Annotated in this window: 21 protein-coding genes, 1 pseudogene and 1 riboswitch; of the genes and pseudogenes, 9 read left to right on the top strand and 13 right to left on the bottom strand. The window is 49.7% G+C overall.

The window, feature by feature from the left end; all coding sequences use genetic code 11:
• Positions 1–58: 58 nt before the first annotated feature.
• Positions 59–238 (top strand): annotated as a pseudogene (locus ACLJRH_RS00490) (non-LEE encoded effector protein NleB); the annotation flags it as partial.
• A 9-nt stretch (positions 239–247) separates the two neighbouring features.
• Here ACLJRH_RS00490 and ACLJRH_RS00485 read toward each other — a convergent pair.
• Entirely contained in the window at positions 248–664 is a 417-nt protein-coding gene (locus ACLJRH_RS00485; protein ID WP_001543023.1) for a CesT family type III secretion system chaperone, read from the bottom strand.
• Positions 665–785: 121 nt separating this feature from the next.
• On the bottom strand, positions 786–1,121 hold the full coding sequence (steD, locus tag ACLJRH_RS00480; protein WP_031604500.1) for a type III secretion system effector SteD: 336 nt from the start codon (positions 1,119–1,121) through the stop codon (positions 786–788).
• Between the two features lie 561 nt (positions 1,122–1,682).
• Here steD and yegS point away from each other — a divergent pair.
• On the top strand, positions 1,683–2,582 hold the full coding sequence (gene yegS, locus ACLJRH_RS00475) for a lipid kinase YegS (RefSeq protein ID WP_001273393.1): 900 nt from the start codon (positions 1,683–1,685) through the stop codon (positions 2,580–2,582).
• Between the two features lie 52 nt (positions 2,583–2,634).
• Here yegS and fbaB read toward each other — a convergent pair whose 3' ends face one another.
• Complete coding sequence (gene fbaB / locus ACLJRH_RS00470; protein ID WP_000129590.1) at positions 2,635–3,687, bottom strand: class I fructose-bisphosphate aldolase; 1,053 nt, start codon at positions 3,685–3,687, stop codon at positions 2,635–2,637.
• A gap of 253 nt (positions 3,688–3,940) precedes the next feature.
• Between fbaB and ACLJRH_RS00465 the strand changes: the two genes are divergently transcribed.
• Genes ACLJRH_RS00465 through ACLJRH_RS00455 form a run of 3 tightly spaced genes read left to right on the top strand, consistent with a single transcriptional unit; the run spans position 3,941 to position 7,175 of the window.
• Positions 3,941–5,212 carry a nucleoside permease gene (locus tag ACLJRH_RS00465; protein ID WP_000858692.1) on the top strand — a complete coding sequence of 424 codons (1,272 nt, stop codon included), beginning with the start codon at positions 3,941–3,943 and terminating at the stop codon, positions 5,210–5,212.
• A complete protein-coding gene (locus ACLJRH_RS00460; protein ID WP_000642800.1) occupies positions 5,209–6,213 on the top strand; it encodes an ADP-ribosylglycohydrolase family protein in 1,005 nt (334 codons plus the stop codon). Before ACLJRH_RS00465 ends, ACLJRH_RS00460 begins: the two co-directional genes overlap by 4 nt.
• Complete coding sequence (locus ACLJRH_RS00455; RefSeq protein WP_000012011.1) at positions 6,210–7,175, top strand: PfkB family carbohydrate kinase; 966 nt, start codon at positions 6,210–6,212, stop codon at positions 7,173–7,175. Before ACLJRH_RS00460 ends, ACLJRH_RS00455 begins: the two co-directional genes overlap by 4 nt.
• Here the strand turns inward: ACLJRH_RS00455 and ACLJRH_RS00450 are convergent.
• From ACLJRH_RS00450 to thiM, 3 genes are read right to left on the bottom strand one after another with little or no spacing between them, the layout of a single operon-like run.
• Positions 7,149–7,895 (bottom strand): GntR family transcriptional regulator, encoded by a 747-nt coding sequence (locus ACLJRH_RS00450; RefSeq protein ID WP_000434062.1) that lies wholly within the window; start codon positions 7,893–7,895, stop codon positions 7,149–7,151. The genes ACLJRH_RS00455 and ACLJRH_RS00450 overlap by 27 nt on opposite strands.
• A gap of 35 nt (positions 7,896–7,930) precedes the next feature.
• Positions 7,931–8,731 carry a bifunctional hydroxymethylpyrimidine kinase/phosphomethylpyrimidine kinase gene (thiD, locus tag ACLJRH_RS00445; RefSeq protein WP_000822248.1) on the bottom strand — a complete coding sequence of 267 codons (801 nt, stop codon included), beginning with the start codon at positions 8,729–8,731 and terminating at the stop codon, positions 7,931–7,933.
• The gene (gene thiM / locus ACLJRH_RS00440; protein ID WP_023137008.1) at positions 8,718–9,515 is read right to left on the bottom strand and encodes a hydroxyethylthiazole kinase; all 798 of its coding nucleotides are present in this window, start codon (positions 9,513–9,515) and stop codon (positions 8,718–8,720) included. Before thiM ends, thiD begins: the two co-directional genes overlap by 14 nt.
• A 31-nt stretch (positions 9,516–9,546) precedes the next feature.
• Positions 9,547–9,643, bottom strand: a riboswitch (TPP riboswitch).
• Positions 9,644–9,924: 281 nt separating this feature from the next.
• On the opposite strand from thiM, the gene rcnB reads away from it, so the two are divergent.
• A complete protein-coding gene (gene rcnB, locus ACLJRH_RS00435; protein ID WP_000837534.1) occupies positions 9,925–10,239 on the top strand; it encodes a Ni(II)/Co(II) efflux transporter accessory subunit RcnB in 315 nt (104 codons plus the stop codon).
• A gap of 43 nt (positions 10,240–10,282) precedes the next feature.
• Here the strand turns inward: rcnB and ACLJRH_RS00430 are convergent, their stop codons facing one another.
• The 6 genes from ACLJRH_RS00430 to apbC all read right to left on the bottom strand — a co-directional run bounded on the left by ACLJRH_RS00430 (position 10,283) and on the right by apbC (position 17,058).
• Positions 10,283–11,305: a fimbrial protein gene (locus ACLJRH_RS00430; protein WP_000825909.1), complete on the bottom strand. Its 1,023-nt coding sequence runs from the start codon at positions 11,303–11,305 to the stop codon at positions 10,283–10,285.
• Between the two features lie 15 nt (positions 11,306–11,320).
• Positions 11,321–13,807, bottom strand: coding sequence for a fimbrial biogenesis outer membrane usher protein (locus ACLJRH_RS00425; protein ID WP_023223162.1), 2,487 nt, complete (start codon positions 13,805–13,807; stop codon positions 11,321–11,323).
• A 28-nt stretch (positions 13,808–13,835) separates the two neighbouring features.
• A complete protein-coding gene (locus ACLJRH_RS00420; protein ID WP_000827109.1) occupies positions 13,836–14,516 on the bottom strand; it encodes a fimbrial assembly chaperone in 681 nt (226 codons plus the stop codon).
• 61 nt (positions 14,517–14,577) lie between these two features.
• Entirely contained in the window at positions 14,578–15,111 is a 534-nt protein-coding gene (gene yehD / locus ACLJRH_RS00415) for a fimbrial protein YehD (protein WP_000830680.1), read from the bottom strand.
• A 278-nt stretch (positions 15,112–15,389) separates the two neighbouring features.
• Entirely contained in the window at positions 15,390–15,671 is a 282-nt protein-coding gene (locus ACLJRH_RS00410) for a YehE family protein (protein WP_000760404.1), read from the bottom strand.
• A 277-nt stretch (positions 15,672–15,948) separates the two neighbouring features.
• Entirely contained in the window at positions 15,949–17,058 is a 1,110-nt protein-coding gene (gene apbC / locus ACLJRH_RS00405; RefSeq protein ID WP_001005425.1) for an iron-sulfur cluster carrier protein ApbC, read from the bottom strand.
• A gap of 164 nt (positions 17,059–17,222) precedes the next feature.
• On the opposite strand from apbC, the gene metG reads away from it, so the two are divergent.
• The 3 genes from metG (at position 17,223) to ACLJRH_RS00390 (ending at position 20,657) form a co-directional block, all read left to right on the top strand.
• A complete protein-coding gene (gene metG / locus ACLJRH_RS00400) occupies positions 17,223–19,256 on the top strand; it encodes a methionine--tRNA ligase (protein WP_023137006.1) in 2,034 nt (677 codons plus the stop codon).
• A gap of 240 nt (positions 19,257–19,496) precedes the next feature.
• Positions 19,497–19,955: a YehR family lipoprotein gene (locus ACLJRH_RS00395; RefSeq protein WP_000703136.1), complete on the top strand. Its 459-nt coding sequence runs from the start codon at positions 19,497–19,499 to the stop codon at positions 19,953–19,955.
• Positions 19,956–20,126: 171 nt separating this feature from the next.
• A complete protein-coding gene (locus ACLJRH_RS00390; protein ID WP_023137005.1) occupies positions 20,127–20,657 on the top strand; it encodes a YehR family lipoprotein in 531 nt (176 codons plus the stop codon).
• Between the two features lie 56 nt (positions 20,658–20,713).
• On the opposite strand, the gene ACLJRH_RS00385 is transcribed toward ACLJRH_RS00390, so the two are convergent.
• Positions 20,714–21,181, bottom strand: coding sequence for a DUF1456 family protein (locus ACLJRH_RS00385; protein WP_000950413.1), 468 nt, complete (start codon positions 21,179–21,181; stop codon positions 20,714–20,716).
• Positions 21,182–21,196: the final 15 nt, after the last annotated feature.

The following is a 21,196-nucleotide window of genomic DNA, read 5'->3' as shown; positions in this document are numbered from 1 at the left end:
AAAAGTTTCCAGGTTATTAAATTAAGGTTAAAAACCGATAATTTAAGCGTGTAAAGTTATGGCACGTTTTAATGCCGGTTTTACAAGGATTAAAATAATGTTTTCCCGGATTAGAGGTTTGATTTCATGTCAAAGTAATACTCAAACCATCGCACCTACGCTCAGTCCACCTTCATCAGGCCATGTAAGTTTTGCTGGGATTGATTATCCTCTATTACCACCAGATCACCAAACACCCTTCCCACCGTCACGTATAATCGGTATCCAGAGTTATTCCTTTATCCTGTAAAATGTGATACAGATTCTCCATTGATCTAATAACTACCTCAATTTCACATTCAAGTTTCTCTACAGAACTTTCATTGAGTGAGAAATTGAGAGCCAGTAATAATGATTGTGAGTTATTATCATAACACAAATGTGGTCCATTATTCTCTGCAAACCATAAATTAGCATTGAGAAATTCAAAAGCAAGATTATTATTATCCGGAGGTCTTCCGCAAAAACCGTATATCATTATATACTCGCTATTAGTGCTTGTTAGTAAGATACGGTAACGGTTATCTATAATAAATGAGCATAATCTGTTTTCGTCAAAGGCAATTGAATCGGAATTTAATTTTAGTGAAAACTGTCTTAATAAGCGATCGGCTCTTGAATACATAACACCCCATACTCTATTTAAAGAGTTTCTATATAAGTCATAAGCCTCTTGTCTGGACGCTTAACACCCCGTGTCATCGTCGGAATTCATCTTTTCCCTATGACTTGCTGTGTTTGCTCATTTATGGCCAGGCTGGCCGGGCTCTGATGCCATTTGCGCTAAGGTATAGTCCGGCGCATATTCCCATCATACCAATTCCCCCCATGCCAAACGATGCGCCTAAAACCGTCAGGGCGGTAGTATATGCAGTACCACTACTGACACTGGCGACAGCCCCTGAGCATACCCCACTGAAAACACCTGTAAACAATGCCGTGGTTCCCAGGCACATTAAACATCTGGGTTTATTGCCGTAAGCGTTAAAATCAACGATTTCAGCTACTGGTTTTTCGTCATTACACCGTTCAGAAGGAGGGAGCAATGGCGTTTGCGCATTCACGCCTGAAGTGACATTCATATAAACCTCTTCATGCACATGCCTGTTTATGTTTATGAGAAAAGCGATACATCAGGCAACGGTACGACTATAGGACACCGCGCTAAGCCATCATCTAAATAGGTTTTATTTGATATATAGTAGCGTGCTTCTAATAGTGCGCCGTGTTTCTGCTAAAGAGTCTAAAGAACATTTCGATTTTATGCTATTAAAAAGTATGTTTGGTAATAAATATCAGGTTTTTATCTGATATTATGGTGTTTGAAATTAATACTGATAACTGACGTATGTTCGTCTTGTTAATTCTCCGTTTCGTTATCAAAGGCGCTATATCGGAAAGCGTCTGACTCCCCCTTGTGATTTCCTTGCACTCTCACAAGCACTACTCAATGCGCATACCGGCATCTCTCTTGTCGCCATTTGCCTTAAACCATGCTTCACTTACCGCTGCGTACAGCAGGAAGAAAAACGGTAAAGCAATAAGTGCGCAACATTTCAATTTTCATCCTGTTCTGACCTCGCTTTTTCATTTCTGCTATACACTTTCTGGAGATTGTTGTTCAACCTATTAAGGCATAACGGATGGCTAACTTTCCCGCCAGCTTACTGATCCTCAATGGCAAAAGCGCTGATAACCAGCCGCTACGTGAGGCCATTACTCTACTTCGCGACGAAGGTATACAGATTCACGTTCGGGTAACCTGGGAAAAAGGCGACGCGCAACGTTACGTTGATGAAGCCCGTAGACTGGGCGTTGAAACGGTGATTGCCGGCGGCGGAGACGGTACCATTAATGAAGTGTCTACCGCGCTCATCCAGATCCGCGACGGCGTAGCCCCTGCACTGGGCCTTTTGCCGCTCGGCACTGCCAACGATTTTGCCACCAGCGCCGGTATTCCTGAAGCGCTGGACAAAGCGCTGAAACTGGCGATTGCCGGAAACGCGATGGAAATTGATATGGCCAGGGTCAATGATAAAACCTGTTTTATCAATATGGCGACGGGCGGTTTTGGCACCCGCATTACCACTGAAACGCCGGAAAAACTCAAAGCCGCGTTGGGCGGCGTCTCCTATCTTATCCACGGTCTGATGAGAATGGATACGCTGACCCCTGACCGCTGCGAAATACGTGGCGAAAACTTTCACTGGCAGGGAGATGCGCTGGTGATCGGCATCGGCAACGGTCGTCAGGCCGGCGGCGGGCAGCAATTATGTCCCACCGCGCTGATTAACGACGGGCTGTTACAGCTACGGATTTTTACCGGCGAAGAGCTGCTGCCGGCGCTGTTTTCCACACTCACGCAGTCAGATGACAATCCGAATATTATTGACGGCGCCTCGGCGTGGTTTGATATTCATGCACCGCATGAAATCACGTTTAATCTGGATGGCGAACCACTCAGCGGACAAGAATTTCATATTGAGGTGCTACCTGGCGCATTACGCTGTCGGCTGCCGCCAGACTGCCCGTTGCTACGTTAATAACACCTGTCGCTGGCCGGATGCGCTCACATCCGGCTTTTCTTCGTTGAACTCAGGCGATGGTGACTTTGCTATCCAGATAGACATCCTGTACGGCGTTAATCAACTTCACGCCATCAGCCATCGATTTCTTAAAGGCTTTACGTCCCAGAATTAGCCCCATTCCACCGGCTCGTTTGTTGATCACCGCGGTACGAACCGCGTCGCCGAGATCAGTGTCGCCGCCGTCCGCGCCGCCGGAGTTGATAAGCCCGGCGCGTCCCATATAGCAGTTCGCCAACTGGTAACGTACCAAATCAATCGGGTTATCGCTGGTCAGTTTGCTGTACACGCGGTCGTCGGTATAGCCGAAGTTGACCGCTTTATAACCGCCATTATTCTCGGCCATTTTCTGTTTCACAATATCCGCGCCAATCGTTGCGGCCAGATGGTTGGCTTGCCCCGTCAGGTCAGCGGATACATGGTAATCGACGCCGTCTTTTTTAAAGGAAGAATTACGCAGGTAAGCCCACAATACGGTCACCATACCCAGCTCATGCGCACGCTCAAAAGCGGCGGAGATCTCTTCAATCTGGCGACGAGACTGTTCCGAACCGAAATAGATCGTCGCGCCTACCGCCACGGCGCCCATATTAAACGCCTGCTCAACGCTGGCGTACAGGGTCTGATCGTACTCTGTCGGATAGCTCAATGTTTCGTTGTGATTCAGTTTGACCAAAAACGGAATACGGTGCGCATAGCGCCGTGAAACCGAGGCCAGTACGCCGTAGGTAGAGGCCACGCAGTTACAGCCGGCCTCAATCGCCAATTCAACAATATTTTTTGGGTCAAAGTAGCGCGGGTTGGCCGCAAAAGAAGCGCCGGCGGAGTGCTCCACCCCCTGATCGACGGGCAGTATCGAAAGGTATCCTGTTCCCGCCAGGCGTCCAGTATTATAGAGCGTCTGCATATTACGCAGAACGGCTGGTGGACGATTATTGTCAATCATCACCCGGTCAACGTAATCCTTGCCGGGTAGATAAAGCTGATCGGAAGGAATGGTCATACAACGATGCTGTAAAAGGCTGTCGGCGTCTTTGCCAAGCAACTGCGCAATATCAGTCATAGCTATGCTCCCGTAAGTTCCGATAGGGTATCGGAAGGTGAATAGTCCTGCCCCGCAGATTGCGGGTCGCAATAAGCCTGGTACTGACCGACCATTTTTGCCAACTTTAGCGCATTTTTTCGGCGCTATCTGCTGACTCGATTCACGTCCGAAAAAGTGTTAGATCGGTCAAAATTAATGCTCAATGGTATTTAAAAGGTATTATTAAATGGTATTGTCGTGGCGTACCTTACCTGTCATGAAGGATTCAAAAATGAAAACGACCTTTAAACTGTCGTTCATGATGTTCGTGGAGTGGTTTATCTGGGGCGCCTGGTTCGTCCCCCTGTGGCTATGGCTAAATAAAAGCGGGTTTTCCGCCGGTGAAATAGGCTGGTCTTATGCCTGTACCGCCATTGCGGCGATCCTGTCGCCGATTCTGGTCGGCTCCGTTACCGACCGTTTTTTCTCGGCGCAAAAAGTCCTGGCGGTACTGATGTTTGCGGGTGCCGTACTGATGTATTTCGCGGCGCAGCAAACCACCTTCGCCGGATTCTTTCCGCTGCTTCTGGCCTATTCATTGACCTATATGCCGACCATCGCGCTGACAAACAGCATTGCCTTCGCTAACGTACCGGACGTTGAACGCGATTTTCCACGCATTCGCGTTATGGGAACCATTGGGTGGATTGCCTCCGGCCTCGCCTGTGGATTCCTGCCGCAAATGTTAGGCTATAACGATATTTCCCCCACCAACATTCCACTGCTCATAACCGCCGCAAGTTCAGCGTTGCTGGGCGTATTTGCGTTCTGTCTGCCAGACACGCCGCCAAAAAGCACCGGCAAGATGGATATTAAAGTGATGCTGGGGCTGGATGCGCTGGTCCTGCTGCGCGATAAAAACTTTCTCGTTTTCTTCTTCTGTTCCTTCCTGTTTGCAATGCCGCTGGCCTTCTACTACATCTTCGCTAACGGCTATCTGACAGAAGTGGGAATGAAAAACGCCACCGGCTGGATGACGCTCGGCCAGTTCTCTGAAATCTTCTTTATGCTGGCGCTGCCCTTTTTCACTAAGCGCTTTGGTATTAAAAAGGTATTATTGCTTGGTCTTATTACCGCCGCGATCCGCTACGGCTTTTTTGTCTATGGCGGCGCGGAGACGTACTTCACTTACGCCCTGTTGTTCCTCGGTATTTTGCTGCACGGCGTAAGTTACGATTTCTACTACGTCACCGCCTACATTTATGTCGATAAAAAAGCGCCGGTTCATATGCGTACCGCTGCGCAAGGGCTTATCACCCTCTGCTGTCAGGGATTCGGCAGCCTGCTGGGGTATCGTCTCGGCGGCGTGATGATGGAAAAAATGTTTGCTTATCCGCAACCAGTTAACGGTCTGACATTCAACTGGGCGGGCATGTGGACGTTTGGCGCAGTGATGATTGCCGTCATCGCGCTACTGTTTATGATTTTCTTTCGCGAATCGGACAAAGAGATCACTGCTATTGACGATCGCGATATTGCGTTGACACAAGGGGAAGTAAAATGAAAGCAGAACGTATTCTCGGTGCTCTTTACGGGCAAGCGTTAGGGGATGCGATGGGAATGCCCTCTGAGCTGTGGCCGAGAACGCGCGTCAAAGCGCATTTCGGCTGGATTGACCGCTTTCTGCCCGGGCCAAAAGAGAATAATGCCGCCTGCTATTTTAACCGCGCGGAGTTTACGGACGATACCGCAATGGCGCTCTGCCTGGCCGACGCGCTACTCGAATGCGAAGGCAGTATTGATCCCGAGATTATTGGACGTAACATCCTCGCCTGGGCGGAACGCTTTGATGCGTTCAATAAAAATGTACTCGGCCCGACGTCAAAAATTGCGCTGAATGCGATTCGCGACGGCAAACCCATCGCGGCGCTGGAAAATAACGGCGTGACTAACGGCGCGGCCATGCGCGTTTCGCCGTTGGGCTGCCTGTTGCCGCCAACTAACCTGACAGCCTTTATAGCAGAAGTAGCGTTAGCCTCCAGCCCGACGCATAAATCCGATCTGGCGGTGGCTGGCGCCGTGGTTGTCGCCTGGGCCGTCTCGCGAGCGGTTAACGGCGACACGTGGCAAAGTATTGCCGACTCGCTCCCCGCCGTCGCCCATCAGGCGCAGACAGCGCGTATTACCACGTTTAGCGCCTCGCTATCGGCACGTCTGGAACTGGCGCTAAACATTGTCCGCCGCGCCGACGGCGTCGAATCTGCCAGCGAACAGCTCTATCAGATCATCGGCGCGGGAACCAGCACCATTGAATCGGTTCCCTGCGCTATCGCCATGGTGGAACTGGCGAATACCGATCCTAACCGCTGTGCCGTGCTGTGCGCTAACCTCGGCGGCGATACCGACACTATCGGCGCGATGGCTACCGCCATTTGCGGCGCGTTGCACGGGGTAAGCGCCATTAACCCCCAGTTAAAGCAAACGCTGGACGAGGTTAATCAGCTGGATTTTGCGCGCTATGCCGTTGCGCTGGCGAGTTATCGTCAACGGCGGGAGGCACTATGAGCGGCGCACGGTTGCTGACATTATTACCGACCCTGCATACCCGGCGTCCGCTCACCGTTATCGGCGCGGCAGTGATCGATATCATTGCCGACGCCTGGACGTTGCCGCGTCGCGGAGGCGATATTGAACTGCAACAACAGAGCGTCAATGTCGGCGGCTGTGCGCTGAATATTGCCGTGGCGTTGAAACGACTGGGGATTGACGCCAGCAATGCGCTGCCGCTGGGCCAGGGCGTGTGGGCGGAGAGGATTCGCCGCCGTCTGGCAAAAGAGGGATTATCCAGCGTGATTGACGCGGTTGAAGGAGATAACGGCTGGTGTCTGGCGTTAGTCGAACCGGATGGCGAACGCACGTTTATGTCTTTTAGCGGCGTGGAAAACCAGTGGAATGCGGACTGGCTGTCGCAGCTCAGGACACCGCGGGGCAGTCTTGTCTACCTGTCCGGCTATCAACTGGCCTCGTCCTGTGGCGAGCCACTGATCCAGTGGCTGGAAACCGTCGACGATGTAACGCCTTTTATCGATTTTGGCCCACGAATCGGTGATATTACAGACGATGCAATGGCGCGCATTATGGCCTGCCGGCCCATCGTCTCCCTCAATCGCCAGGAAGCCATCATCGCCGCGGAACGCGCCGGACTTGCGACCGATACGCGCACTTTCGGCGAAGCATGGGTAAACCGCTTTTCCGCGCCGCTGGTAGTGCGCCACGATAAAGACGGAGCGTGGTATTTTAGCGCGCAATCTTCCGGCGTTGTGCCAGCGTTTCCGGCAACCGTGGTGGATACCATCGGCGCGGGCGACAGCCATGCTGGCGGCGTGCTGGCAGGACTGGCGTCAGGCTGGTCGCTCGCGGATGCCGTACTGCTGGGAAATGCGGTGGCGAGCTGGGTGGTCGGGCATCGCGGCGGCGACTGCGCGCCCACACGCGAGGCGCTACTCCTCGCACACAAAAACGTATAGGTCGCTACGACAATAACTGATGCTGTATTCAATAGGCCGCTGCTGCTGATCGAGCGCCACCTGCTTAATCACCAGCACCGGCACTTTACCATCCATTTGAATATGCGACTGAAACTCATCATCCGGCATCCGGGCGCTGACGCGAGATCGGGTACGCTGAGGGTAAATGTGCTGGCGACGAAAATAGTCATACAACGAAATGCCAATCGCGTCGACATCATGAATCAGATGCGCGGGCACCCAGGACTCTTCAATCGATACCGCGTCCTCATCAACATAACGAATGCGTTTGAGTAAAAAGACGTCGCTGCCTGCGGGGATCGCCAGGTGCTGCGCGACCTCATCCGGACAACTTACCACGCGTTTGTTAACCCATAGCGTATCCGGTTTTTTGCCGCGCAAGACAACCTGCTGAGAAAATCCCCGCGCCTCTTTCAGGGAATATTCAAAGATATTATTGATTTGCGTACCGTAGCCGCGGGCGCGCGTGACGACACCCTCTTCTTCCAGCGCCTGCATCGCTTTTCGTACCGTGATGCGCGAGACGCCAGTAAGCTGGCTGAGATCGCGTTCGCCAGGCAAAATATTACCGTGCTCAAGAATACCGCTGCGCACGGCATCCTTTACCGTCTGGGCGAATTTCATGTATAGCGGCGTATTATCCGCCGCTGAAATTCGTTCATTCAGTTGCGCGATGAGCCGGGTATGCGCTTGTTCCATTTATCTTTCCTGACGACGGGTCTGTAGGCAGTATACTACCACCACGCGTGGAAATGATGTACCGGACCAATGCCCTTCCCCACTTCCAGCGTGTCCGCCTGCGCCAGCGCCGCCGAAAGCCATGCCTTCGCCTCGTTTACCGTCTCTCCCCAACAGCGATGCCGGGGCCGTAACGCCGCCAGCGCCGCCGACAACGTACAGCCCGTCCCATGCGTATTTTTGGTGTTCACACGCGGCGCGCTAAAACGCTGCTCGCCCTCACGGGTAAAGAGCCAGTCCGGGCTTTGCGCATCCTCTAAATGCCCGCCTTTCATCAATACCGCTTCACACCCCATCGCCAGTAACGCCCGCCCCTGCGCCAGCATCTCCTGTTCCGTACGCGCATGGGGCGCATCCAGCAACGCTGCGGCTTCCGGCAAATTAGGCGTAATCAGCGATACCTGCGGCAACAGCCGGACGCGTAATGTTTCTATCGCAGAGGGCGAGAGCAACGGATCGCCGCTTTTCGCCAGCATCACCGTATCCAGCACCACATTACGTACATGATGGCGCTGTAGTCGTTCCGCCACGGCCTCGACAATATCGGTTTCCGCCAGCATCCCGATTTTCGTGGTATCAATGCGCACATCGCTGAGCACGGAATCAAGTTGAGCGGCGACAAAGTCCGGCTCTATCCGGTACACCGACTGTACGCCACAGGTATTTTGCGCCACCAGCGCGGTGATGACCGAACAGCCATATGCGCCCAGCGCGGAAAAGGTCTTGAGATCCGCCTGGATACCGGCCCCGCCGCTGGGATCGGTACCGGCAATCGTCAGCGCGTTAATTCTCTTCATTGGCCGCCTCTACATCCAGATGATAGAGCGCATCAAGAAAAGCCGGGATGAAGCTGCCCGGTCCTTCGCTACGCTCTGCCGCGGCCTGTCCAGCCAGTTTCATCCAGCAGCAGGCCGACGCGACATTGTCCAGCGCGGCGCCCGGTAACGCGCAACTGGCGGCGACGAGCGCCGACAACGCGCAGCCGGTGCCTACAATGCGAGTCATTAACGGATCGCCGCCGGGAATGCTCAGCGTGCGCTGACCGTTAGTGACGTAATCTACCTCGCCGGTGACCACCACGATGCAGTCTATCTGACGCGCCAGCGCCTGCGCCGCAGGCAGTGCGGCCAACGCCGCCTCGGTGGTATCTACGCCGCGTCCGCCCAGCGCCATGCCGGCTAACGCCAGGATTTCCGAGGCGTTGCCGCGTATTGCCGCCGGGCGCAGGGACAAGAGATCCAGGCAAAATCGCCGACGAAATTCCAGCGCGCCTACTGCGACAGGATCAAGCGTCCACGGCGTTTTGGCATCATAAGCGCTTTCTACCGCCGCACGCATCGCTTCAGCGCGTGAGGCGGTTAATGTTCCGACATTAACCAGCAAGGCGTTGGCGATGGCGGCAAACGGTCTGGCCTCGACAGGATCAATCACCATGGCGGGTGAAGCGCCCAGCGCCAGCAACGTATTGGCGGTAAACGTTTGTACGACGTCATTCGTCATACAGTGCGTAAGCGGGGAGAGCGCGCGAAAGTGTTTTAACGTATGCGCCGCAAGCGTGCGGCAGTGCAGGTCAGGCTGCATGGTTCAGCTCCTGCCCGCGTGAAGAAGGGACACGAGCAGTGTCAGACTTCCCTACGCTGGCATTATCCAGATCAGGTGGTACGGGTATTTCTCAGCCTTCACAACGAAGGGCACCCCGAGTCGTCAAGCCCCGCCGTGTTAAGCGGGGTTTCGCTATTAAGCATACTGTCTGCGCCAGACAATGTAAATTTACAGCCAGCGGCGGACGATAATTTCAGCGTTATCAGATAGTTCTCAAAACCTATTCGGTTCTGGCAAACTTGCTGGCGGATATGTTGCTGCACGACGCTTTCGTTTACACTTTTTACGAAAAGGGGCGTGAGATAACAAAATAGCGCTTGTCAGATACGCCACCAGCAGAAATGATACACACGATGTTAACTGACCCGCATATGTGGAGGGTAAAAGTATGAAAAGTAAGTTGCTGCCTTGCGCGCTGTTGCTTGCAACCAGTTTTGCATGGGCCGCCCCCGCGACAACGGGCATTGATCAATATGAGTTAAAAAGTTTTATCGCCGACTTCACCCACTTCAAGCCCGGCGATACCGTTCCGCAGATGTACCGCACCGATGAGTATAATATTAAACAGTGGAAATTACGTAATCTGCCCGCGCCAGATGCCGGTACTCACTGGACCTATATGGGCGGCGCGTATGTACTGATTAACGATACCGATGGAAAAATCATCAAAGCCTATGATGGCGAGATTTTTTATCATCGATAATGATATACGCACTCTTTGTATAAAGAGTGCGTACAGCATAAAATTAATTATAAGATACCACGATTAATGCTTTCGATTGTAATGGCCCCGCTTTAACTTTTGCAGGATCAAGAACATAATATGTGGCAAAGACAGGAATAGCTTCCACCGAATTCACTGCACTGCCTTTGGCATAGGTTTTGAAAATACTGTTTATCGCTGCTCCTTTGTTTATTTTAAGCAGGCTCCGATTTGAATCTCTTAAGATAAACCCAACGCCATTATCGTTATCCGGTTTCAGGACTGCTTCATTCTCATCCCAGACTAAATCACTACGTAGATTCACCGCTATTTGCCGTGATGTCAGCATCGCATTCCGTACCTGATTTTTGCAATCCAGAATAATATCACCCTGCTTAGAAAATTCACTAACCTCTCCTTTAGTGCGGAGTTTAGTCATAGGCACCGGGTCCAACGTGATGGTGAGATTCTGGGGGGCGCAGGTAGTTTCTTTACGGTTGTAATTTATCGTTAAATTGGCTTTATAAACGCCTTTCCCATTCAGATCAGTGATAACGTTCGCAACACACTCTCTATTCCCCCAACAGCCAATATATTTTAAAATAAATACCACCCAATCGCTACCGCTCCATTGATTCTTTGCACCCGACATCACCGTTATATTATCTATCGTAACCGAGTATCCCCCCCTGGCAGACACAGTCACCGCCTCCAGTGAGTTTATTTCTGAAATCGTTATCTTATAGGGGGCTTCAATTACACCGTTTTGGTTGCGCATATTTATCGCACTACTGCTTTGCCATTCAACTTTTAATTTTAACTTAACACTATCATTCGGCCCCATACCAATAATATGATCGGATGTCTCTAATTTAGTCACAACATCACTATTAGAACAATTGGCATCAGTGAAACCATTTGTAATAATGGCTGACTCCTCCCCCCCCAGCATTAAGCTATCGGATTGAATCGTATAATCCTTCGTGTTGGTTAAGGTCGCATTACACGCCGCGTAACCCAACTGCGTAAACTGCATCATTATTAATAAAAATAGTAGTCTTTTCATGGCGTCACCTAAAGATTACCGACAAATATAAACGTTATTTTCATCAATCTGTTTATCAAAAGTGATCTTACAGAAAAGACCCTGTTGTTTATCTGTTGCGACTTTTACCGAAACGGGAACCTTTTCAGTACGAATAAATACCCGGCTCCCCTGACCTACCAGTCCTACATTATTTCCCTCGTCATCTTCCACTTCATAACCAAACGTTAAAGGCTCGCCATCTGCGCGCCGCGCCAGGAAATAAAAAGGTTTACTGGTCTCTGTTTCAAAATCAACCACCACTACGGCTCCGCGATAAGGCACTGTAACTTTACGGTTTCCCAGCAGAGCGACATCACTTTCACTCTCGGAGACATCAAGAGAGATAAAATTTTGCCGGTATGGCGTCAATGCTTCAAATACGGCATAACCTTTTGCATTGGTACGTAAATAGGGACGCCCCTGCACCGCCGCGCCTTCCAGGTACGGCGCGTTAATAATCGCGATAGTATCATTAAGGCGAGAGGCTAAATGCACGCCATCGGCCCATGCAACCAGCCCTCCCTGAATATTTCCGCCCACCTGATGATATTGATTGGATTGGCTGTAACTGCCGCCGACCGTCGCCAGCGGGGCGTTCCAGGTTACTGCTCCCCCGAATGTCGTTTGGTGTTCCTGTCGCTGCTGGCTGAGGTTAGTCGTATAATTAAACTGATCGCGATTACCGAACGTGCCGCTAAGGCTGGTGTTATTCGCCTCATAACCTTGATCGTCAAAGGTGGTGGAATTCGATAAATGGATATCACGATTTCCCCCATTCTCCTTTACTCCCCATGTTAAGGGAATCGATAAATAGATATTAAAGCGCTTATCTTCACGGTTATCGCTGTCATAAGTCTGGGTTGCCGATAGCGTAAAACTGAGCCGCTGCCAGGTATTACTGTAGCTTAACTGATAATCCTTGCCTGTACCGCTACGCCCCCAATAGTCGCGCCACAGGGCGCTGGCAGTAAAATATCCCCACCCATCGGGTAGCGTCTGATTAATATTGAGAGTGAAAGTATTTTTACGCCCAAAGTCATTCTCATAATAATCTGCAATATCATAAATATCGTCATCATCGCGACGATAGTTGTCCCGGTTATTAGCCCAGACATGATCGTTAAAAGTGCGATAATCACGTGATGAGTAGCGATATGCTGCCAGAGAAAAATGGGTGGCTGATTGCGGGAGATATTTATTCCAGGCAATCTGGTAGCTTTCCCCATCAAAAACATCGCCATTATCCTGCTTGCTATGAGACAACGTACCGTCGACAGATACCGCGCCAATCAGCGTGTTCCACCCGGTGCCAAGGGTAAATGAGCGATAATCGCTGGCTAACATCGTTCCGCCATACAACGTTAGCAGGTTATTGATCCCGTACTGATAGGTTCCCTGGAGAAAATCAGTTTGCTGAGAGGCTCCTTCAATTCTGCTTCGTCCGGCGGCGAAATCATATTTTGCTACGCCGGGCTGCACCATATTGGGAACGGAAGAATACGGAACAATAAACCGTGAAACAGTACCGTCAGCCTCTTTAACGCTCACGTCCAGATCGGCTCCCCCCCCTGCCAGCTGAAGATCTTCAAATACAAAGGGGCCAGGCGGAACTTCTTTTTGATAAACAATGAAGCCATTCTGTTCAACCGTCACCAGGGCGTTACTTTGCGCCACGCCACGCACAACCGGAGCGAAATTTTGCTTAGAGTGCGGCAGCATTTGCATATCACGCCAGAAGCGCACCCCGCGAAAGCGCACCGTATCAAACATATCCCCGCTAGTGTACTGTTCCCCCAGACGCATTGTCCCCAGTACCGCCGGGAAATCACGTTCCAGATACAGAGTATTGCTCTGCCATTTGCCAGCTGAATTGTCACTTTTGGAAAAATTAGCGTTAGAATGTAATTGCCATCCAAGCAGATTCAATCCGCTGACAAAATTTGCGTAAGTATTTTTCTCACTACCGCCGCTTTTATAATGGCTGTAATATTCGCTGGCATAATACGATGTATAAAAAGCGTTAATTCCACGGTCCCATGTCTCTGGAGACGCATAGCCCGCTTCATATTCCAACACATAAGCCTGAGGGACGCTCAGATAAAGGTTAAAAGCGGCAGTGTCATAAGAAACACTACCTCCATGAACCACCGTTTTCAGCGCAATACATTCATTTTCTACTGTTGTACTCTGCGGGGTAAATTTAATTCCCAGGCTGGCGATCAGATCCGGAGAAATACAGGTACTATCGGGGTCATCCTGAATATTAACCTCATAAGTTCCACGCCATTCTTTATTGACATAAACGTCCATCTCATAAACGCCAGCCATGGGTTTGGTGCTATCAATCTGATAACGGGACACCTTTTCACCTTTCAACCCACCGAACATAAAGTTAGTATCGAATGTTTCTTCTTCAGCCCAGGCGGGTGAAGTAAGCAACGCTGCAAAAAGTGACAGCGTGATGGCGTTTAACTTTTCCATTATCTATCCTTAGGTTAATTCCCCGCTTTTAATTTTCTATTTTGATAGTCTCGTTTAAATAATTCCCAGAATCATCAATTAGCGTCACGGTATAACTATTTACAACTGCCGTTGTGGTGATACTCTGCGATGACCATGGAGCCAGTAATAAGGTTTCTTTATTTACTTTACTTTTTGCTTTAACTTCTGGAATAGTGATCCAGTTTGCGGAATTATTTTTCACGCTAATACTCCCTGGCGCACGAAGCAACTGCAAGCGGGAAAATGTTGCTTTATCGACTTTCTGCACCCCCGGTGGGCGATAGATCAACTTTATCCGGTTTTGTAGCGCAAATTTAATAATGTTTTTATCTTTGTTCTCGTCTGAATTTGGTGGAATATCCAGTACATTGAGGTAGAAAAGACTTTCACGATCGCCAGGCAAGTTATTAGCGAGTTTTTTTATTTTTAATTGCTGACCTGAATTTGCCGCGACTCTAATTACAGGTGGGGTCATAATAAATGGAACCTGTAATTTTTCTGGCGGCAGGCTGGTATCACCGTTATCAATCCACGCCTGGATGAGTGAACTTCGTTTACCGTCATTCATTAATTGTACGGTAATATCTTTTTTCTGCGCCGGATAAATAATACGTGTACCATATATATAAATGCCGCTCCACGCAGGCATAGCGGCACAAGCCAGGCATAATGCAATCATCCGTTTCATGGCCGATAACCTTATAAAAGAGATACAAGCGGCTAAAAGCTTAGCCGCCAAAAAAAGATTGTTAATCAGTTAATACCGTCATTGTCAGTACAGATTCAACAGAACCTGGTGTTACAGTATTTTCAACGGCGGCATAGCGGGCAGAAAAGTTCAGGGTATATACACCATTTTCAAACTTACTTGAATTCAGAGTGTAATTCCCCGACTCATCAGGTTTCACCTGAATACCATCAAGATAAACAGCGAAGCCCGCACCATTATTAGTAGCATTATTTTTGGTGATTTGCATATTATCCACAAATTGAGAACGGTTAAAACTAATTCGTGGATTAGCTGTATTCGAACATTTTACTTTTAAAATCGCTTCTGGACTAGTGTATCCTGTATATATATCGCCAGGGTTTAAGTCAGTCAATCTATCAACACCTACCTGGGATAATTCAATAGTCGCGCTATTTGCGCCTTCGAACGTACAGGATGTTCCTACCACTTCTCCGTTGATTTTTAATTCACCCATATCTTCATCAGCAGCAAAAGCCCCAGCGCTCATAAATACAGCAGACAATACAGAAGCAGCAATAAGTGAACGTTTCATAATCTCTTCCTTAATGAAGTAATTTCTATTTGTTAAGAGTTATTAACCCTTGCAAAGAAAATTCTCACAGACAGGAAGTTATCGCAATGTAAACGCGATGTTTTGTTGATTTAAAACAATTTACAGATTGCAATATAATTGCAACAAATAATCATTGCTTATCATTATTTTGTAAACTTATTAATTTCCGAAATTTACTGCCCTTACATATAAACACAACGAATAAAAAAGCCCATATCATTGATGTCAATGATATGGGCCTGCGGAATTAATAAGAATTAGTCGTAATGATTAACAACAATCTGTCGGGTGCTATCACCAGGCACCGTGTATAGCTGCGTTGTCACACCTCTCATCGGCGTAGCGGCGGGTGTTTGCAGCGTTGAAACGTGGATAGTGTTGCCGCAACGCTGCTGCAACTGTGCGTTTACCACTTCTGTACTGCACGTTGGCGCGGTCACTTTTCCACTGATGGTTAATGTTGCGGTGTCGGAGGCAAAAACAGGTACGCTTATCCCATAAGCCGAAACTATAATTCCCATCAGCAAATATTTTTTCATAGTGAGCAATTGTTCCTCTGGTGAACGTCAAACAGTATGCAGGCCGTCCTGATGAGCAGGATGAACGTATCGATACCTTAAAACCAATTGAAAAAATAAATCAGTAGGATAGGTATGATCAATTCAAATAATGTTTTTGCCGATTATTTCAGATAAACACCTGTCTGTTTAAGCAGAAATTAACAATGCGGGGGCTATTATTTTATTAATACATTCACTGCATCAATATATATTAATGCAGTGAATGCCATATTCTCTTTAGAATACGTCAGGAGGATTACACCGCGCGGAAGGCGATTTCACCCGGAATCACTTCACCCTGCCAGTAAAGCTGTGCCGCAACGCGATCGGCCAGTTCGCGATAGATCGCGGTAAATTCGCTCTCCGGACGGCTAACCACCGTCGGCGTACCGCGATCGAGATCTTCGCGCAGACTAATATGCAGCGGCATCTGACCCAGAAGCTGAGTATGGTATTTTTCCGCCAGCTTCTGCGCACCGCCCGTGCCGAAGATCGGTTCGTGATGGCCGCAGTTGCTACAAATATGCATACTCATATTTTCCACAATGCCGAGCACCGGCACTTCCACCTTCTCGAACATCACGATACCTTTTTTGGCGTCGATTAGCGCGATATCCTGCGGCGTAGTCACCACCACCGCGCCGGTAACAGGAATGTTCTGCGCCAGCGTTAGCTGAATATCCCCGGTTCCCGGCGGCATATCCAGTACCAGATAATCCAGATCCGGCCACAGCGTCTCCTGCAACATCTGCATCAGCGCCTTACTGGCCATTGGGCCGCGCCATACCATCGCGTTATCGTCAGTCACCAGATAACCGATCGAGTTGGTCGCCAGGCCGTGAGACATAATCGGCGCCATATGCGTACCGTCTGGCGATGTCGGGCGCTGATCTTCTGCGCCAAGCATGGTTGGGATCGACGGGCCGTAAATATCGGCATCGAGAACCCCGACCTTTGCGCCTTCAACCGCTAACGCCAGCGCCAGGTTTACCGCCGTGGACGATTTACCCACCCCGCCTTTACCGGAGCTCACGGCAATGATGTTTTTCACGCCATTAATGCCAGGCTGATTTTTGACGCGTTTCAGCGTCGCAATGTTGTACGACAGTTTCCAGTCGATCGCTTTTGCGCCTGTAATACGTAACAGATCGGCGCTGCATTGCTCTTTTAAGACCTCAAACGCGCTGTTCCAGACGAACGGCATGACCAGCTCAACGTGCAGCGTATCATCCATCCAGGCGACGTGGTGCAACGCCTTAAGCGTGGTGAGGTTATGCTTCAGGGTTGGGTGCTGAAAATTCGCCAGCGTCCCGGCGACCATCGCTCGCAGGGTATCTGGTGATTTGGCCTGGGATTGTTCGTTCATCCCGACTCCTTTTGTAGTTCTGAAAAGTACGATTGTAACTTTGTAGTTTACTCCAGCGGTAACAATTATTCATTTACGGATAAATGCCCTTATCGCTTGGCGCAGTAATTACCATTTTGGTACTATCAAAGCCCTTTTTTACAACAGAAGAAGTAATACCCACTATGACTCAAGTCGCGAAGAAAATTCTGGTAACGTGCGCGCTGCCGTACGCCAACGGCTCTATCCACCTCGGCCATATGCTGGAGCACATCCAGGCTGATGTCTGGGTCCGTTACCAGCGAATGCGCGGCCATGAGGTTAACTTCATCTGTGCCGATGACGCTCATGGCACGCCGATCATGCTGAAAGCGCAGCAGCTTGGTATTACGCCGGAGCAAATGATCGGTGAAATGAGCCAGGAGCACCAGACCGATTTCGCCGGTTTTAATATTAGCTACGACAACTACCACTCAACGCACAGCGACGAGAATCGCGAGCTGTCCGAGCTGATTTATACGCGCCTGAAAGAGAACGGTTTTATTAAGAACCGCACTATCTCTCAACTCTACGATCCGGAAAAAGGCATGTTCCTGCCGGACCGATTTGTGAAAGGCACCTGCCCGAAATGTAAATCCGCGGACCAGTACGGCGATAACTGTGAAGTGTGCGGCGCGACCTACAGCCCGACCGAACTTATCGAACCGAAATCCGTGGTGTCCGGCGCGACGCCGGTAATGCGTGACTCCGAGCACTTTTTCTTTGACCTGCCGTCATTCAGCGAAATGTTGCAGGCGTGGACCCGCAGCGGCGCGCTGCAGGAGCAGGTGGCGAACAAAATGCAGGAGTGGTTTGAATCCGGCCTGCAACAGTGGGACATCTCCCGCGACGCGCCGTATTTTGGTTTCGAAATCCCGAACGCGCCGGGCAAATATTTCTACGTCTGGCTGGACGCGCCTATTGGCTATATGGGCTCCTTCAAAAATCTGTGCGATAAGCGCGGTGACACGACCAGTTTTGATGAGTACTGGAAAAAAGACTCCGACGCCGAGCTGTACCACTTTATCGGCAAAGACATCGTCTATTTCCACAGCCTGTTCTGGCCTGCCATGCTGGAAGGCAGCCACTTCCGTAAGCCGACCAACCTGTTCGTTCACGGTTACGTGACGGTGAACGGCGCGAAGATGTCTAAGTCTCGCGGCACCTTTATTAAGGCCAGCACCTGGCTGAAACACTTTGACGCCGACAGCCTGCGCTACTACTACACCGCGAAGCTTTCTTCACGCATTGATGACATAGACCTGAACCTGGAAGACTTTGTCCAGCGCGTCAATGCCGATATCGTCAATAAAGTAGTCAACCTGGCATCCCGTAACGCAGGCTTTATCAATAAGCGTTTCGACGGCGTGCTGGCGGCTGAACTGGCCGATCCGCAATTGTATAAAACCTTTACTGACGCCGCTGCGGTGATTGGCGAAGCATGGGAAAGCCGTGAATTCGGTAAAGCTATCCGTGAGATTATGGCGCTGGCCGACGTCGCTAACCGTTATGTTGACGAGCAAGCGCCGTGGGTGGTGGCTAAACAAGAAGGCCGCGACGCGGACCTGCAGGCCATTTGCTCAATGGGCATCAACCTGTTCCGCGTGCTGATGACGTATCTGAAACCGGTACTGCCGACGCTTTCTGAACGCGTTGAAGCCTTCCTGAACAGCGAACTGAACTGGGATGCCATCGAACAGCCGTTGCTCGGTCACAAGGTCAACACCTTTAAGGCGCTCTACAATCGCATCGACATGAAGCAAGTTGAAGCGCTGGTTGAAGCGTCTAAAGAAGAGGTGAAAGCCGCAACCGCGCCGGTTACCGGCCCGTTAGCCGACTTCCCGATTCAGGAAACCATCACCTTTGACGATTTTGCGAAAGTCGATCTGCGCGTGGCGCTGATTGAAAATGCCGAGTTTGTGGAAGGCTCTGACAAATTGCTGCGTCTGACGCTGGATCTGGGCGGCGAGAAGCGTAACGTCTTCTCCGGCATTCGTTCCGCCTACCCGGACCCGCAGGCGCTGATTGGCCGCCAGACGGTAATGGTCGCCAACCTCGCGCCGCGCAAAATGCGCTTTGGCGTCTCCGAGGGAATGGTGATGGCCGCAGGACCTGGCGGGAAAGATATCTTCCTGTTAAGCCCTGATGAGGGCGCGAAGCCTGGCCAGCAGGTGAAATAAGCAACAAGCCGGAGCATGCTCCGGCTTTTTTAACCGCTTAATCCTGACTGGCATATCGCCCCCTCCGCGCGTTTTAACTTTTTCCTTAATAAGCAATAGCGCTAAGACTCCATATCCGGACTGCTAAATAACGGCTAAAAGTCATATTCTATCCCTCCCTGATACATTGCTATTACTGGGTTAAATTAATTCATTGAAATTATTTTAAAAACCCAATCATTATATAAAATGGAGTTTTAGATGAAAATTTCTGGCAAGTTATTGTCCGCGGCTTTGGCTTCCGTACTGGTGTTCTCTCTTGCTGGCTGTGGCGATAAAGAAGAATCAAAGACCTTTAACGCAAACCTGGCGGGGACAGAAATTTCAATTACCTACACCTATAAAGGTGACAAAATCATTAAGCAGACGTCTGAAAGTAAAATCAGCTATGCCACTGTAGGCGCTAAAACGAAAGAAGATGCCGCCAAAATTCTCGATCCGCTGAGCGCGAAATATAAAAATATCGCCGGAGTAGAAGAAAAATTAACCTATGAAGATACCTATGCCCAGGAAAACGTCTCTGTGGATATGGAAAAAGTGGACTTTAAAGCGTTACAGGGAATCTCTGGGACAATGGTGTCCGGCGATACCAGCAAAGGTATCAGCATGAAACAAACCCAGACGCTGCTGGAAGCCGCTGGTTTTAAAGAAGCGAAATAACTGGCAGGCATAATGTATTGCATCGACTGGTAAAGTCGCTCAGGGCGCTGCTTCGGCAGCGTCTTTTCTTTATGAATTCCGAAAAAAGACAGCCTCGCTGTAAGTCCCCTCGCCAAAGCCTATAATCCCTGAATTCCTGGCTACACCAATACTTAACGACAAGGAATTGTTATGCGGATTCTACGCCTTATGGCGCTGCCACTATTCGCGCTCTCTCTATCGGTTAGCATAACTGGCTGCGATCAGAAAAACGATACTCTCCAGGGAAAGCAAAATAACATGACAGCGTTTATCAAAAAGATAGCCGCTAACAAAGAGTCAGAGGAAACACAACGCTATGTAGGTAATCTCAACGGTATTGAAATCAAGTTAACCTATTACTACAAAGGGGATATCGTTTTACGTCAAGCATCTGAAAATAAAATACTTTATAAAACCCTGAAAGCCAATAATAAAGAAGAAGCACAAAAAATGCTGAGTCAAGTCAGCGAAGCTTATCAGGGTATGCCGGGTTTGACTGAACGAATCGACTATTATGATAGCTATGCTACGGAATATGTGAATATTGATTTTACCCAGGCAAAAATGAGCGACCTCTGTAAATTGCCAGGATCATCAATTGACAACTGTTCCGCGCACTATCTGTCAATGATTCGCTCGCAGAAACTGTTGGAAGAGAGCGGGTATCATAGAATCAATTAGTATAATAATGCGTTTTCCCGGTCAGACAGGACGCTGCCGGGAACAATACCGCAGAATTACTTCGCCGCGTGTTCACGGGCCGCCAGACCGCGCAGAAAATAACGCATAAACTGATCGCCGCATTCGCGGAAGTTCTTATGATCCGGCGCGCGCATCATCGCGGTGATCTCTGGCATTGAGACACGAAACAACTGACCGGTAAGTATCGCCAGGATATCATCTGTTTTTAGCGAAAAGGCGATACGCAGCTTTTTCAGCACAATATTGTTGTTGATACGACGTTCCGCCGTCAATGCAGGCGCCGCCTCATCTTTGCCGCGTTTTTCATAAATGAGGCCATTGAGAAATGAGGACAACACGATATCCGGGCAACGCTGAAACCCCTCTTCCTCTTCTTTGCGCAACCAGATTGCAATCTGCTCCGGCGTAGCATCAACGTTACCCAGCGCCAGGATGCGCGCCAGATCGGTATTATTAGCTTTTAAAATGTAGCGCACGCTACGCAGAATATCGTTACTCAGCATGAGGCCTTCGGTCGT

Source organism: Salmonella sp. SAL04162 (assembly GCF_046551535.1).
GTDB classification, from domain to species: domain Bacteria; phylum Pseudomonadota; class Gammaproteobacteria; order Enterobacterales; family Enterobacteriaceae; genus Salmonella; species Salmonella enterica.
Note: the sequence above shows the minus strand (reverse complement) of the source record. Positions and strands in the feature narration are given on the sequence as shown.